The following is a 13,930-nucleotide window of genomic DNA, read 5'->3' as shown; positions in this document are numbered from 1 at the left end:
AGAACTCGACCTTGACCGCCTGCGAAGCCCGGGTCGCCTTGGCCCGCGCCGCCTCGACCGATTCGTCACGCGCCAGGCACACACCCATGCGCCGAGTACCATTGATCTCTGGCTTGCCGAACAGGCGGATGGCGGTATCCGGCTCGCTCAGCGCGGCGCCCAGGTTGGCGAAGCTGGTCTGCTGCGACTGGCCTTCAGGCAGGATCACCGCCGACGCCGACGGGCCGAACTGGCGCACCACCGGGATGGGCAGGCCGAGGATGGCCCGCGCGTGCAGGGCGAACTGCGACAAGTCCTGGGAAATCAGGGTCACAAGGCCCGTGTCGTGCGGGCGTGGCGACACTTCGCTGAACCACACCTGGTCGCCCTTGACGAACAGTTCCACACCGAACAGGCCACGGCCGCCCAGCGCGTCGGTGACCGCCTGGGCTACACGCTGCGACTCGGCCAACGCCTTCGGGCTCATGGCCTGGGGCTGCCAGGACTCCTGATAGTCGCCTTTTTCCTGTCGGTGGCCGACCGGCGCGAGGAAGGTCGTGCCACCGACATGGCGCACAGTGAGCAGGGTGATCTCGTATTCGAAGTCGATGAAGCCTTCGATGATCACCCGCCCCTTGCCGGCACGGCCGCCTTCCTGGGCATAGTCCCAGGCTTTCTGCAGGTCATCGGCGCTACGCAGCAGGCTCTGGCCCTTGCCGGACGAGCTCATCACCGGCTTGACCACGCACGGGTAGCCCAGGTCGGCCACCGCCTTGCTGTAATCCTCGAAGGTGTCGGCGAAATGGTACGGCGAGGTCGGCAGGTCCAGCTCTTCGGCAGCCAGGCGACGAATGCCTTCGCGGTTCATGGTCAGCTGGGTGGCGCGGGCGGTGGGGACGACGTTGAAGCCTTCGCTCTCGAGCTCGACCAGCGTGGCGGTGGCAATGGCTTCGATCTCGGGGACGATGTAATGCGGTTTTTCCGCCTCGATCACTGCGCGCAGGGCCACGCCATCGAGCATGTTGATCACATGGCTGCGGTGCGCGACCTGCATCGCCGGCGCATTGGCGTAGCGGTCCACGGCGATCACTTCGACGCCCAGGCGCTGCAGCTCGATCACCACTTCCTTGCCCAGCTCGCCGCAGCCGCACAGCAATACACGGGTCGCGGTGGGCGACAGTGGGGTTCCGATACGGGTCATTTCAGGTCCTCGAAGGCGTCCGGGGCCGCGCCACGCTGGCTGCCGCCCGCTGAAAAATGGACCGGTATTCTACATCAGGATGTGGCCACCGCGCGCCGTGCCCGCCAGGCCATGATCAACCACACCGCGGTGACCCCGGCGAACTTCGAGGCCATCGCCGTGCCGATCACTGCAGGCGTCAAGGCACCGATCATGCCGAAGAAGATGAAGGTGTCCACCGGGATGCTCAGCGCCGAGCTCAGCCACAGGCGGTCGCGCAGGGGGCGCCGGGTAACGCTGAACACCAGCCAGTCGATCAGTTCGGAGACGAAGAACGCGGTCGCGCTAGCCAGGGCGATGGCAGGCTCGGAGGTGATATAGGACAGCACCAGCGCCACCAGCATGGCCAACAACGCGCCATGGCCGTAGCGGGTCTGCACCATGTCGCGCAGGATGAACACCAACCCGCCCCAGGCGGACCAGATCACGTCCAGGTGCGGCGCACTGGAGAAGGCGAAGTTGATCAGCACCACGCTGCTGATGTAGGCGATGAGATAGAACATGATGGGTGTTCGGATTGGGCAAGCCGGACAGATTAGCGTTGCCCCCTTCGCGGGGCAAGCCCGCTCCCACAGCTGTTCGACAGGTGCTACAGACCGATGATCAACCCGGCCGCCAGCGCCCGCTCATGGCAGCGCTGCAACACCACGCGCCGCTCGGCATTGTCCATGCGCCCCCAACGAGTGATCTCGCTCACCGTACGCTGGCACCCGGTGCAGATATCCTGCTCGTCCAGCGCGCAGACATTGACACAGGGCGAGGCCACGGGCCGCTCGTCACTCATCGTCGCTCACCAGGTCACGGGCATAGCGCTGGGCATTGTGCACATAATGGGCGGCGCTGGCCTCGAGCATGCGTTTCTGCTGCTCGGTCAACTCGCGCACTACCTTGCCCGGCGACCCCATCACCAACGAGCCGTCGGGAATCTCCTTGCCCTCGGGGATCAGGGCGTTGGCGCCGATGATGCAGTGCTTGCCGATACGCGCCCCGTTGAGGATCACCGCATTGATGCCGACCAGGCTGTAGTCGCCGACCGAGCAGCCATGCAACATGGCGTTGTGGCCGATGGTCACGCCGCGACCGAGGGTCAGCGGCGAGCCCATGTCGGTGTGCATCACCGTGCCGTCCTGGACGTTGCTGTCCTCGCCGATGTCGATCAACTCGTTGTCGCCGCGCAGCACCGCGCCGAACCACACGCTGGCCCGGGCCTGCAGGCGCACCTTGCCGATCAGCGTGGCAGTGGGCGCGGCCCAGCTCTCGGGATGGGCTTCGACGCGCAGGTCGCCCAGGCGGTATTTCATGTGTCGCTCCTCACGGTTGAACGCCAGTGGCGGGGTGTGCCCCGCTCAGTTCTCGATGAAACGCTCGGGGGGCTGGTGCAAGCTGATGCCCGCATCGAACAGCAGGTTGACCAGTTCGACGATCATGATCGCCGAGAGCCCCCAGATCTTGTAGTCGCCGTAGCGGTAGCTGGGCACGTACCAGCTGCGGCCCTGGTAGTCGATGCGGTGGGTGTGCTCGCGGGGGTCCTGGCGGAAAAACGCCAGCGGCACACTGAACACGGCGGCGATTTCCGCGTCGTTGGCGCGGTACTCGACATAGTCCGGGATCAAACCGACGAACGGCGTCACCTTCAGGCCGTGCAGCGAGATCAGCGGGCTGAGCGGGCCGATGACCTCGACCAGCCCCGGCGGCAGGCCGATTTCCTCCTCGGCTTCGCGCAGGGCCGTGAACACCAGGTCTGGGTCCTCAGGGTCGCGCCGCCCGCCCGGGAAGGCGACTTCACCACCATGGGTGGACAAGCCCTTGGCGCGCAGGGTCAGCACCAGCTCCGGCTCCTCGCTGCGGGTAATGGGCAGCAACACCGCCGCTTCGGGGAAACGGCGGTCCGTCTCCGGTGATGCGGGGGTATGGTTGCTCATTCGGCGAAGAAGCTCGTCCAGCATTACGCACTCTCGTGTCCAAGGCCTGCCCTGCATGATGCACCAAAGCCGCGAGGCACCCAAGCCCCGCCCGCAGGCCGCTTGCGATAAGCGGGCCGGGCGCGCCAAGATAGCCCGACCCCACTGGAATGAATGAAAGCATGAAATTCTGCAGCGCGTGCGGCCAACCGGTCACCCAGCGGATCCCCGAAGGCGACAGCCGCCTGCGGTATGTCTGCGATCATTGCCAGACGATCCACTACCAGAACCCCAATATCGTCGCAGGGGTCTTGCCTACCTGGGGCTCCCAGGTACTGCTGTGCCGCCGGGCGATAGAACCGCGCCGAGGGTTCTGGACGCTGCCCGCCGGCTTCATGGAAAACGGCGAGACCCTCGATGCCGCCGCGCGTCGCGAAACCGTCGAGGAAGCGTGCGCGCGGGTCGGCGAAACCTGCCTGTACCAGTTGTTCGACCTGCCGCACATCAACCAGGTGCACGTGTTTTTCCGCGCCGAACTGGCCGACCTGGACTTTGCAGTGGGCATCGAGAGCCTTGAAGTACGCTTGTTCGAAGAGCACGAGATCCCCTGGCGCGAGCTGGCTTTCCGCACCGTCACACGCACACTAGAATGCTATTATCGCGACCGCGTCAGGCAGCACTATCCGATTGGCCATGAATACCTGCCGCCGATGAACGTCACGTCGTCCACCACCTAAGTTTTCAGGGATACGGTTTCATGCGCTGGCTGCTTGCCCTCTTCTGCCTCAGTGTCGCCTCGGTGTCGCAAGCCGCCTTCACCGAGACTATCATCCGCAAGACGCCGTCGGCCGCGCCGTCGCCGGTCCAACCCGCCACCACTGGCACCCAGCAAGAGCGGCTGATCGACAAGGTGCTGGTGATCAAGTCCGAGCGCCGCCTGCAACTGATCAGCCGTGGCGAGCCGCTCAAGACCTACCGCATCTCCCTGGGCAAGCAACCCAAGGGGGCCAAGGCCCGCGAAGGCGACAAGAAAACCCCGGAAGGCCTGTACTGGCTCGACTGGCGCAAGGTCAGCGACCGCTACAACCTGGCCATGCACATCTCCTACCCGAATATCACCGATGCCGCCAAGGCGCGCAGCGAAGGTGTTGCCGCTGGCAGCATGATCATGATCCACGGCACGCCGATCAACGAGGAGTACCCCGAGTGGTATTTCCATACCCTCGACTGGACCGAGGGCTGCATCGCCATGCGCAATGACGACATGCGCGAAGTATGGAGCATGGTCAAGGACGGCACGCTGATCGAAATCCGCCCCTGAGCGCTCACCGGTGGCACCAAAGGCCTGTCCTGCTCACGCGTGACAGGCCTTTCTTTTTTAGTGCCCGCCCCCTTTCGCCACACCACCGCTCCCTTTTCCTACAGTTAGGATCGGCTCATTCCCTGCGGCATAGTGGCGTTGAGCCACATAAATGCCATCACTGACATTCTTAGAATTCCCGCAGCTGATTTCACGATTTCGTACATCACTTGCGAGGTTTTCATGCAAAATCCTGTCTCCAAGACCAGACCCGACCCCCTGCGCTGGGCTGTCTTCCTTGCCCTGCTGGGCAGCACCCAGGTTCAGGCGCAAGGCGCCCTGACACCGACACCGGGCCCTGGCGGCACCCCGATCATCGACAACAGCCATGGCGTCCCGGTCATCGACATCGTCGCGCCCAATGCCAGCGGCCTGTCACACAACCAGTTCCTCGACTACAACGTCGGCAAGCCAGGCCTGGTGCTGAACAATGCCCTGCAGGCCGGGCAGTCGCAGCTGGCCGGCCAGTTGGGCGCCAACTCGCAATTCCAGGGCCACGCCGCCTCGACCATCCTCAACGAGGTAGTCGGCCAGAACGCCTCGCGGATCGAAGGGGCTCAGGAGATCTTCGGCCAGAAAGCCGATTACCTGCTCGCCAACCCCAACGGCATCACACTCAATGGCGGCAGCTTCATCAATACCACCCGCGCCGGCTTCCTGGTCGGCAAGGCGGACGTTCACGACGGGCAGATCAGACACCTCGACAGCCGTGACGCCAGCGGCACGCTGAATGTGCTGGGCCGCGGCCAGAGCAACGGCGCAGGCGCCCTGGACCTCATCGCGCCGCGTATCGACACCACTGGGCACCTGTTCGCCAAAGGGCAGCTGAACATGACCATCGGCCACAACCTTGTCGACGCCAGCAGTCGCGAGGTGCTCGAACAGCTCCCCGCCGCCACCTCCATCGATGCCAACCTGCTTGGCGCCATGCAGGCCGGGCGCATCCGCATCGTCAGCACCGCCGAAGGCGCCGGTGTGCAGGTCGGCGACAAGGAGCTGCGCGCAGATCGCGACTTGATCATCCACTCCGCGGGCGACCTTAAAGTACAGGGCAATGACAAACGCCAGGCCAGCCTCGTAAGCAAGACCGGCAAGCTGGACCTGAAAGCCGATGGCGACCTGCAGCTCACCCATGCTCATGGCAAGGCCAGGCAGATCGAGGTACACGCCGGTAAAAAACTGACCCTGGATACCGCCACCCGCGAAAAGGTGACGGACGATCCGGTCAACTGGTCGAAGCAATGGCTGTTCATCCCCACCGAAAGCCATAACGGCAAGACCACGCAAACCAGTCGCCAGCAACTGAGTAGCCGCCTGGTGGCCGAGGACAGCCTGAACCTGTCGGCCGGCAGCGACCTGCACCTGACGGCCGCGCACCTGGAAGCGGACAACGCCCTGCAACTGCGCAGCGGTGGAAAGATGACGATCGACGCTGGCGTGGACACTCTCGATATCGCCGAGCAGTCCACCCACAGGCGCTACCTGGACCGCACCGATATCGACAGCCAGGCACACACCGAGCAGGTCAAGGCCAGCACCCTCAAGGGCAGCACTCTCATCGCCAGCGCCGGGGCCGACATGCAGATCTCCGGCGCCCGCCTCGAGGCGCGCAAGCAGGTCGAACTCGACGCCAAAGGCGCTCTGCAGATTGAAAGCGCCGTGGAAAATGACCATGCCCGGCTCACCACGGGCAAGCGTGCGTTCGTGGCCAGCGCCGGCAAGGACGCGCCGGACTCGCAGCAGTACACGGCCAAGTTCGGCTACGAAAAACTGCAGAGCGACGAGCAGACCACTGCGACACGCCAGGTCGCCAGCAGCATCAGCGCGGACTCCGTCTCGCTGCGCAGTGATCGTAAACTGACGCTCAGTGCTTCGAACGTGCAGGCAAGGAAAGACCTCATGCTGGCCGCCAGCGAAGTCGAATTGGCGGCAGCCCACGACACCCAGGCCAGGCATACCCTCGATACCCGTACAGCTGCCGCGCTGAGTGTCACCGGCGGTTCCGACCGTGTAGGCCTTGGCATCGACGGCTATCATGGCCCGGCCGCCGTGCTCGAACGCGAAACCACGACTCGACGAAGCCATCTGTCAGCAAGCGGCGATCTGCACATCGACACCGCGCAACTCACCACCACCGCTGCTCAGCTGAATGCGGGACGCACCTTGAAAGTGGACGCCGAGCGCATCGACAACCGTGCGGCAGCCGACACCAAGGTCCGTGAAACCACGCTCACCAAATGGGACGGCGGCCTGAGCGTCGGCATCGACTACAAGTACCTCAGCGATCACGTCAAGCACTTGTTCACTGGCAAGAAAGCCGAAGACGAAGCGGCCTCACCAAACGCTGGCGCTCAACTCTCGCTCCAGCACACCTCGCGCGTGCACAAGGACACCAACAGCACCGCGCAGGTCACGAACTTCGACGGTGGCAACATCTCCATTCGGGCCGATCAGCTCATGGATGAAGGTAGCGCCTACAAAGCCAGGGCTGGGAGCCTGCGCATCGAGGCTGGAGAACACCAGATGCTGGCCGCCCGGGATCAGAGCAGCAGCGAAATACGCAACACCACGGGTGGCGGCAGCCTGCGTGTGAGCACCACCACCGGAACGGATGTCAACGCAAGGCTTGAAGGTCATGGCGACTCCCTGAGCCAGCTGAAAAAGACCACGACAGCCCGCGTCGGCAGTTTGCAGGGCAGCCAGGGGGTCCAGGCAGAACTCGAACGTAGTGGTCACTATGAGGGTGCCCGCTTCGACGGCGGCAACGGCGCGGTCAGCCTGCGCAGTGGCGGCGACCTGACACTCGCAGCAGCCCATGATCACAACACTGAACACACCACCACGCTGGACGCCGGATTGGCGGTCAAGGCCGGCACCGGCCTGCTAGGCCCCAACGGCGGCCTGGACGGTAATCTCAAGCGCCACAGCCTGGAAACGCAGCACAGCCAGGCGCGGGTCGCACAAATCGATGGCAAAGGTGCCGTGGAACTGACCAGTGGCGGTGATATGCGCCTTGAAGGCACGCGCATCGGCAGCCGTGCGGGCACCGGCGACATTACCCTGCACAGCGAAGGCAGGCTGAGCGTGACAGCCGCCAGCGATACCCGCCAGAGTCTGGGCAAGACCTGGGGCGGCAAGCTGAATGTCGACGGCAGCACTACCGGTGGTGGCTTGGGTGGCAAAGGCACCTTCGGCTGGGTCAATGAGCAGGCCAGCACAGCCATTGGTGCGCAGTTCGACAGCAAGGGCTCGGTGCAGATTACCAGCTTCGCCCATGACGATACCGCGCTGCAGGTACAAGGGCTGCAAGCCAACGCCAAACGGATAGGCCTGGACGCCCGCAATGGTGGCCTGCTGGTCGAGGCAGCCAGCAACACCGAGCGCCACGACAACCTCGACGTTACCATTGGTGGCGGCCTGAAGGTCAATGCCATGGACATTGGGGGCATCAACGCCCGGGTCAAGGTCGGCCTGGATAAACGCGACAACACCACCTGGCATGACAGCAAGCTGCGCGCCGACCTGATCGACTTGCGCAGCCAGGGCGATACCCGCATCGAAGGCGCACAGCTTGAGGCGCAGGCAATCGAAGGCAAGATCGACGGCAACCTGCGGGTGGCCAGCCGTCAGGACCAGGTCGACAGCGTAAAGCTAGAGGTCGACGCCAGTCTCGCCCAGAAGCAACCGGCAGCATCCGAGACTGAAACCCCGGCCTCGCTGGCGAGCGTTTTCGAGGGCGGCAACATCACGGAAATCGCCGGGGCGCTGTGGAACAAAGTCACCGCGAAATTTACCCCGTCGGTCAAGATGGAATACGCCAAGCGCGACAACGACACCGTCAGCCAGCAGACGCTCCTGTCCGGCACGCAGGGCATCGATCTGCAGGTAGCTGGCGACACCCGCCTGGTCGGCGCCACGCTGCAGGCGGCCGATGGCCAGGTCGAACTCGGTGGCGGCGCGGTCTCCCGCGACAACCTGAGCGGTCGGGACTACGCCAAGGATGTGAAGGTCGACGTCGATTTGTCCACGGCTGGCCTTGCCAGTACCGCCTATTCGTACCTCTCGAACCTGATCACCGGCAGCACCGACAAGGCTGACGACCACAAGGCGTACAGCAACACCGGTCACGACCGCACTAGCGAGTATGTCTCGCAGATAAAGGAGAGCCGCCAGCGCTGACGCTTGCCAGGCAGCGGCCTGTGGGTCGCTGCGCCTCCCACACGGATTCTGCGGGAGCGGGCACACCCGTTCCCACAGGGGCATCGGACCGAACCCCATGAACGCACCGATCTTTTCCTCCCATACTTTCCGCCCATCAAGCGCAGGCATACGCCACATCGCCACTGTCCTGCTGGCTTGCCTCATCATGACGCTATCGGCCAACGCCATCGCCACGGTCGACCCGGCCAGCCAGCAGTTGCGGGATCAGCAACAAGCCGTGCGGCAACTGGAACAGCAGCAGCGGCTCGAACGCTGGCAGCGCAGGCAACCTGCCAACGCCACTGAAGACAGCGATACTGCAATGCTCGACCCCGACCAGCACTGCTGGGCGATCAGTGGGGTACGCCTGGCCGGCAACCGCATGCTCGATACCCGGCAACTGCAGCCGATCGTGCGTGCGCTGTCGTCCACTTGCATGGGGGTCGCCGAAATTGACCAGCTACTCAAACAACTGACCCGGCACTACGTGCAAGCCGGATATCCCACCAGCCGCCCCTATGTGGCCCGCGCCCCTGAGCACGGCGCCCCGCTGGACATCGTCATCGTCGAAGGCTTCATCGAATCGATCGAACTGGCTGGCGCCGACCTGCCCCTGTCGCTGCAAGGCGCATTTCCGGACATGCTCGGCCTTCCCCTGCACCTGCCGGATCTCGAGCAAGGCCTGGACCAACTCAACCGGCTGCGTGCCTATGACCTGCAAATGGCCTTGCTGCCGGGCGAGATGCAAGGCGGCACCCGCGTCGTGCTCGAACCCCGGCGCGTCGCTTCACGCGCCCACCTGGACGCCCTGCTCGACAACCGCGGCGGGGAACTGACCGGCCGCCACCGCCTCAACCTGGGGCTTGGCCTGGACAGCCCGCTGGGCCTGAACGACGACCTGCGCCTGTCGCTAAGTTCGGTGGTGTTCGACGCGCCTGGCCAAAGCGAAGGCGTCAGCCTGTACTACAGCATTCCCCATGGCCGCTGGACCTTCACCCTGAATGCCAGCCAGATGCGCTACCGAGCGCCGATCCCAAACACCCGCTACGCCAGCAGTGGCCGCAGCGAGTTCTACGGCGTCGGCGCCGAGCGCGTGCTGTGGCGCAACCAGCAAGGCATGCTCAGCGCCAGCGCCCGGCTGGACCGCAAGCAATTGCTCAACCGCTTCGGCCCCGCCGTACTGGCGCTGCAGAGCCCGACCCTGGCCACCCTCGAAGCTGGCCTGAACCTGCTGTGGCTCGAAGGTGGACTGTGGAACGCTTATCTGGGCGTAAGCCAAGGGGTACGCTGGTTCGGCGCCGACCGACCGTTCGCCCACAAGCAGGCGCCACGTCCGGACTTCACCAAGTACCGTGCCAACTTGCTGCACCTGCGCCAGGGCCAGGCTCAATGGCCCTGGCGCTGGCAAAGCGAACTGGCCCTGCAATACAGCGCCCATGTGCTGCCCGCCGTCGAGCAACTGCAATTGAGCGATCACTCGGCCGTGCGCGGATTCCGCAAGCACAATGTCGCGGGCGCCAGCGCCGGGGCATGGCGCAACACCCTCAGCCAGCCGCTACCCCTGCCGGTACCGTTACGCCCGTCCTTCGGCGTGGACCTGGGCTGGGCCCGCTATGCGCGCACCAGCCCGTCGCAGCGCCTGGTCGGTGCCTCGGCAGGGGTCGAACTGAACCTGCCGCACAGCACGTTGCGCCTGGACTACCAACGCGCACTGCACGCCAGCGATCGCCCGCGCAAATCACTGGAGCAAGGCTTCTGGGTCGCGCAATGGTCCCTCGCGCTCTGACCGGCATGTGGGCTACCACCTGAGCCGGCGCTGCCCGACCGTGTCCTCGGGCCCCAGCCATTGCACGCCGCGCAGCACGGGCGTCAAACCGGCATCGGCCTGCAACACGAAATCGACCTGCGCTTGCCGGGCCGCCAGGTCGGCCTCCAGGCTCATCTGGTGCTGGCCCTGGCGAACCAGGCCAGCGCTCAACCGCCAGCCCTGACGGCAGTCCATCGCCAGCGAGCCCTGTCCCAGCACCAGCGACCAGGGCGCGCTCAAAGCCAGGTCGGCGACGGTGATGCTGCCTGCGGCGGCCCGACAATGTTGCCCCGAGCCTTGCAGCTTGATACTGCCCTGCCATTGCCCGGCCAGGCGATAGTCACCGCCGACGCTTGGCTGTGCGCCCAATGCCTGGAGGTCCGCCTGCCAACGCCACGGCCAACCACTCAGGCGGCCTTGCCAGCCCTGCTCCTGGAAGCCCAGGCGCACCTGCAGGTCGCGCTGCCATGGACGCCATGTCCATTGCACGGGTCCCACCGGTCCCAGCCGGGCAAACTGCCCTTGCCACAGGCTGCCGTTCACTCCCTCCGCCGGCAACCCGAACCCCGCCACCAGCCAGCGCGCCGGCAGTTCGAACACCAGGGTCAGACAGAACACCAAGCCTAGCCAAAGGTACGCCCGCCGCCTCATGGTCGAAGCCGCACGGTGAAACGCAGCCCCTCGGCATCTCGCTCCAGCCCCCATTGCAATGGCTGCGCGCCTTCATCGCGCAGGGCCTGCAACCAGCCCTGCAGGGCTTGGGCATCGGCCACCTTGCCGCGCATCAGCCAGCCTTCGTCCTCGGACTGCACCTCGACCAACTCGATGTGCCGGGCCTGGGCCGATGGGTGCAGCGCTTCAAGGGTCAGCGCAGGCTGGCGTGGCTGTGCCGCCAGCGAATCGGCCAGTGCCTGCCATTGCCGCTGTTCCTGCCACACGGCCATGCCCTCGCGCAGCGCCAGCAACACCAGCAACAGCGCGACGACACCCCAGGCCAGCGATAGCCGATGCTGTCGCATCCATTCACGGCTCATGCGGCGCTCCCCAGGTCGAACACCACGCGATGCGCTTCGTCTTCCACCTGGACCTGCACGCCGGCCGCCGTGGCCATCTCCTGCCAGGGCGCAGCTACGCCCTCACCGACCAACTCAAGGTGCCAACGCTGGCCATCGAAGCGCACTGCCCGCAGGTGCCAGCCGGGATGATCGTTCAACCACCCATGGACCTGCGCCTGCAACGCCTCGAGCTGGCGCAGACGCACCTGGCTTTCACGCGCCTCCTTTTGCAGATGCGCCAACACCCGCGCAGCCTGGCGAGGCGTCGGCTGGACGCCGGTAACGGCCTGCACCTGGGCGCGATAGAGCTGGGCCTGGCGCCATTGTTGCGCGCTCCACAGCCCGCCCCACGCCAACATCAGCGCCAGGCAGGCCATTGCCAGGCGCGCCTGCCCCTTTGCCAGGCGCAGGCCTTGGCGTGGCCGGCGGGCCTCGAACAAGCCGGGCAAGCCATCGAGCGGGGCCAGCACTTCGGGCCAGTCGCCGTCGATGCACTCGACCTCGCCAGGCAGCCAGGCAAGCGCGGGCGGCGTGCCAAGCCCCTGCGGCCAGGCCAGCCAGTGGGCCTGGCCCTTGTACAGGCTCATCGCTCCTCGTCGCCAGTGCCAAGCCACTTCTGCCGCACAGTCTGGCAGCAGCTGGAACTCAGCCCAGCAACGTTCCACGGTCAGCCCCCAGCTGGCGCACTGCCCCCGCCACGCGTTGAGCCTGCCCCGCGCCACCACCAGCAGACGCAACTGCCCTGCGTGGCGCCCGATACAGGCACACAGCACGTCATCGTCGCCTTGCAGCAAGCGGTCCTCGAGCAGCAAAGGCCATTCCTCGCGTTTCAGCCCAGGCGGAGCGGGCAGCAGGAAATGACTGCAATGTTCACCAGGGACAATCAGGGCAACCCGCGCCCCGAGCCCGGCCGGTGGCTCGCCCCGGCCTTGGCGCAACGGGCAGCCTTGGGTGACCAGCAGCCACTCCCAGACCTCGCCGGGGCGCAGCAGCAACCAGGGTTGTGCCGGCGCCCGCCGGCGCCATTCAAGCTTCATGCGCGCCCCCAAGGCAGAACGAAAGTACAGGTATAAGGTGCTCCATCACGCACTAGCTCCACGCGCACGCCCCTACCGGGGTGCGCCGGTTGATCGGAAGGCCAGGCCAGCCAACGGCCGGTCTGGTGGTAGAGAACATTCATCGCGCTGACCCGCTCCAGCCGTTCGCGTAGCACCCAAACCGGGGCCGCGGCGGCGTACAGGTCGGCCGAGGTTTCCAGCAGCAGCCGTTGTTCACGCGGCTCGAAGCGCAGGCGCTGGCGCTGCAGGCGCGATCCCCCTTCGGCCTGCGGCCAGGCGGCGGCGGCCACCCACAGCAGTTGCTGACGGTCGGGCTGCCAGTCGAGCCAGCGCGCCGCCAACGGCAAACGCTGCTCGTACAGGCGGCGCAGCACCGGGCTGTCGAAACGCCGCTCCAGGGCCAGGCAAAAATCCACTACGCCGGTTTCGCTCACCTGTTCATCGAGCCGCTCGCGCACCTTCAGCCAGCCGTTGACCAGCGCCGACAGCATCACCCCGAGCAAGGCCGTGAGGGCCAGGGCCACCAGCAGTTCGATCAGGGTCATGCCCGCCTGGCGCCGTTTCATGGCCGCTCCAGGAACACAGTGAACTGCCCCAGCGGCAGGCGCTGGTCACGATCGGCATGCAATAGCAGTTCGCCACGGCGCAGGTCGCGCACACCTGTGCGGCGCAGTTGCAACTGCCAATGACAGGCCTGCCCGCCCTCCACCAGCACACCGTAGTCCTGGTTGGTCACCGGCCAATACTGCTCGACCACGAAGCGTGCCTGCAGCTCACGGGCGCACAGCAGGCCCAGGCGATGCTGCTGCACGGTGTCCTGCACCGCCAGGCGCTGGCGCAGGACCTGGCTGGTGATCACCGCCAGGACGGCGGCGATGCCCACGGCCACGCTCACCTCCAACAGGGTGAAGCCGCGTTGCCGGCGCTTCATGGCATCGCGCTCACGCGCAATTGCCCGCCGCGGTCCCAGTCCCAGCGCTGACCGCCCTCGGCCCAGCGCCAGCGCACAGTGCCCGGACGTGACCAGCCATCGGGGGTAAACAGCAGCGCTGGCGCCTGGCTGACGGGCCAGTCCGGGCGCAGGCCTTTGGGCCAATCGCCGAGCGCCACGGTTTCCACCTGCCAGTGCTCGCCTTGCCGACGGACGAACTCGGGGCGTTGACCGTTCCAGCGCAGCCCGCGCAACTGCCCGGCATGGCGCGCCAGGTCGGCCTGGGCCACGGTGGCGGCGGCCAGGCGATCGAGCGCCTGGTCGATGCTGCTTCTGCCGCTGTCGAGCCAGGCCACGGCCAGGCTGGTCATCAAGGCGGCAATGGCAAGCACCACCAGC

At 65.8% G+C, this 13,930-nt stretch carries 15 protein-coding genes; 4 read left to right on the top strand and 11 right to left on the bottom strand.

Annotated features, from left to right (window positions below):
• The 5 genes from purT to ACQ4OD_RS25725 form a co-directional block, all read right to left on the bottom strand.
• Positions 1 to 1,180: formate-dependent phosphoribosylglycinamide formyltransferase (gene purT / locus ACQ4OD_RS25745; RefSeq protein ID WP_139669148.1), on the bottom strand; the 1,180-nt coding region annotated here is incomplete at its 3' end.
• A gap of 74 nt (positions 1,181 to 1,254) precedes the next feature.
• Entirely contained in the window at positions 1,255 to 1,722 is a 468-nt protein-coding gene (locus ACQ4OD_RS25740; protein WP_023629807.1) for a VUT family protein, read from the bottom strand.
• Between the two features lie 86 nt (positions 1,723 to 1,808).
• Positions 1,809 to 2,003: a DUF1289 domain-containing protein gene (locus ACQ4OD_RS25735; RefSeq protein WP_102682911.1), complete on the bottom strand. Its 195-nt coding sequence runs from the start codon at positions 2,001 to 2,003 to the stop codon at positions 1,809 to 1,811.
• On the bottom strand, positions 1,996 to 2,520 hold the full coding sequence (locus ACQ4OD_RS25730) for a gamma carbonic anhydrase family protein (protein ID WP_102682912.1): 525 nt from the start codon (positions 2,518 to 2,520) through the stop codon (positions 1,996 to 1,998). The genes ACQ4OD_RS25735 and ACQ4OD_RS25730 overlap by 8 nt, the downstream gene beginning before the upstream one ends.
• 45 nt (positions 2,521 to 2,565) lie before the next feature.
• Positions 2,566 to 3,165: a CoA pyrophosphatase gene (locus tag ACQ4OD_RS25725; RefSeq protein ID WP_046854363.1), complete on the bottom strand. Its 600-nt coding sequence runs from the start codon at positions 3,163 to 3,165 to the stop codon at positions 2,566 to 2,568.
• Between the two features lie 137 nt (positions 3,166 to 3,302).
• Between ACQ4OD_RS25725 and ACQ4OD_RS25720 the strand changes: the two genes are divergently transcribed.
• The 4 genes from ACQ4OD_RS25720 to ACQ4OD_RS25705 all read left to right on the top strand — a co-directional run bounded on the left by ACQ4OD_RS25720 (position 3,303) and on the right by ACQ4OD_RS25705 (position 10,466).
• Entirely contained in the window at positions 3,303 to 3,857 is a 555-nt protein-coding gene (locus ACQ4OD_RS25720; protein WP_102682914.1) for an NUDIX hydrolase, read from the top strand.
• A 20-nt stretch (positions 3,858 to 3,877) separates the two neighbouring features.
• Positions 3,878 to 4,441, top strand: coding sequence for a L,D-transpeptidase family protein (locus tag ACQ4OD_RS25715; protein ID WP_102682915.1), 564 nt, complete (start codon positions 3,878 to 3,880; stop codon positions 4,439 to 4,441).
• Between the two features lie 222 nt (positions 4,442 to 4,663).
• A complete protein-coding gene (locus tag ACQ4OD_RS25710; RefSeq protein ID WP_430945175.1) occupies positions 4,664 to 8,659 on the top strand; it encodes a hemagglutinin repeat-containing protein in 3,996 nt (1,331 codons plus the stop codon).
• A gap of 187 nt (positions 8,660 to 8,846) precedes the next feature.
• On the top strand, positions 8,847 to 10,466 hold the full coding sequence (locus ACQ4OD_RS25705) for a ShlB/FhaC/HecB family hemolysin secretion/activation protein (protein ID WP_430945174.1): 1,620 nt from the start codon (positions 8,847 to 8,849) through the stop codon (positions 10,464 to 10,466).
• Positions 10,467 to 10,478: 12 nt separating this feature from the next.
• Here ACQ4OD_RS25705 and ACQ4OD_RS25700 read toward each other — a convergent pair whose 3' ends face one another.
• From ACQ4OD_RS25700 to gspH, 6 genes are read right to left on the bottom strand one after another with little or no spacing between them, the layout of a single operon-like run.
• On the bottom strand, positions 10,479 to 11,105 hold the full coding sequence (locus ACQ4OD_RS25700; protein WP_256659252.1) for a type II secretion system protein N: 627 nt from the start codon (positions 11,103 to 11,105) through the stop codon (positions 10,479 to 10,481).
• 29 nt (positions 11,106 to 11,134) lie between these two features.
• On the bottom strand, positions 11,135 to 11,521 hold the full coding sequence (gene gspM, locus ACQ4OD_RS25695) for a type II secretion system protein GspM (RefSeq protein ID WP_430945173.1): 387 nt from the start codon (positions 11,519 to 11,521) through the stop codon (positions 11,135 to 11,137).
• The gene (locus tag ACQ4OD_RS25690; RefSeq protein ID WP_430945172.1) at positions 11,518 to 12,579 is read right to left on the bottom strand and encodes a GspL/Epsl periplasmic domain-containing protein; all 1,062 of its coding nucleotides are present in this window, start codon (positions 12,577 to 12,579) and stop codon (positions 11,518 to 11,520) included. Before ACQ4OD_RS25690 ends, gspM begins: the two co-directional genes overlap by 4 nt.
• The gene (locus tag ACQ4OD_RS25685; RefSeq protein ID WP_102682921.1) at positions 12,576 to 13,166 is read right to left on the bottom strand and encodes a prepilin-type N-terminal cleavage/methylation domain-containing protein; all 591 of its coding nucleotides are present in this window, start codon (positions 13,164 to 13,166) and stop codon (positions 12,576 to 12,578) included. Before ACQ4OD_RS25685 ends, ACQ4OD_RS25690 begins: the two co-directional genes overlap by 4 nt.
• The gene (locus tag ACQ4OD_RS25680; protein ID WP_430945171.1) at positions 13,163 to 13,531 is read right to left on the bottom strand and encodes a type II secretion system protein; all 369 of its coding nucleotides are present in this window, start codon (positions 13,529 to 13,531) and stop codon (positions 13,163 to 13,165) included. The genes ACQ4OD_RS25685 and ACQ4OD_RS25680 overlap by 4 nt, the downstream gene beginning before the upstream one ends.
• A complete protein-coding gene (gene gspH, locus ACQ4OD_RS25675) occupies positions 13,528 to 13,929 on the bottom strand; it encodes a type II secretion system minor pseudopilin GspH (RefSeq protein WP_430945170.1) in 402 nt (133 codons plus the stop codon). Before gspH ends, ACQ4OD_RS25680 begins: the two co-directional genes overlap by 4 nt.
• Between the last annotated feature and the right edge of the window lies 1 nt (position 13,930).

Origin of the sequence: Pseudomonas sp. WC1, assembly GCF_050586565.1 — a bacterium.
Lineage (GTDB): Bacteria > Pseudomonadota > Gammaproteobacteria > Pseudomonadales > Pseudomonadaceae > Aquipseudomonas.
The sequence above is the reverse complement of the archived record's forward strand: the minus strand, read 5'-3'. Positions and strand labels throughout refer to the sequence as shown.

Excerpts from the sequence above, each read along its gene's own strand:
- ACQ4OD_RS25715 (WP_102682915.1), top strand. The coding sequence starts at position 3,878 with ATGCGCTGGCTGCTTGCCCTCTTCTGCCTCAGTGTCGCCTCGGTGTCG.
- ACQ4OD_RS25680 (WP_430945171.1), bottom strand. The coding sequence starts at position 13,531 with ATGAAGCGCCGGCAACGCGGCTTCACCCTGTTGGAGGTGAGCGTGGCC.
- ACQ4OD_RS25735 (WP_102682911.1), bottom strand. The coding sequence starts at position 2,003 with ATGAGTGACGAGCGGCCCGTGGCCTCGCCCTGTGTCAATGTCTGCGCG.
- ACQ4OD_RS25710 (WP_430945175.1), top strand. The coding sequence starts at position 4,664 with ATGCAAAATCCTGTCTCCAAGACCAGACCCGACCCCCTGCGCTGGGCT.
- gspM (WP_430945173.1), bottom strand. The coding sequence starts at position 11,521 with ATGAGCCGTGAATGGATGCGACAGCATCGGCTATCGCTGGCCTGGGGT.
- ACQ4OD_RS25740 (WP_023629807.1), bottom strand. The coding sequence starts at position 1,722 with ATGTTCTATCTCATCGCCTACATCAGCAGCGTGGTGCTGATCAACTTC.
- ACQ4OD_RS25690 (WP_430945172.1), bottom strand. The coding sequence starts at position 12,579 with ATGAAGCTTGAATGGCGCCGGCGGGCGCCGGCACAACCCTGGTTGCTG.
- ACQ4OD_RS25730 (WP_102682912.1), bottom strand. The coding sequence starts at position 2,520 with ATGAAATACCGCCTGGGCGACCTGCGCGTCGAAGCCCATCCCGAGAGC.
- ACQ4OD_RS25685 (WP_102682921.1), bottom strand. The coding sequence starts at position 13,166 with ATGAAACGGCGCCAGGCGGGCATGACCCTGATCGAACTGCTGGTGGCC.
- ACQ4OD_RS25720 (WP_102682914.1), top strand. The coding sequence starts at position 3,303 with ATGAAATTCTGCAGCGCGTGCGGCCAACCGGTCACCCAGCGGATCCCC.
- ACQ4OD_RS25725 (WP_046854363.1), bottom strand. The coding sequence starts at position 3,165 with ATGCTGGACGAGCTTCTTCGCCGAATGAGCAACCATACCCCCGCATCA.
- ACQ4OD_RS25705 (WP_430945174.1), top strand. The coding sequence starts at position 8,847 with ATGACGCTATCGGCCAACGCCATCGCCACGGTCGACCCGGCCAGCCAG.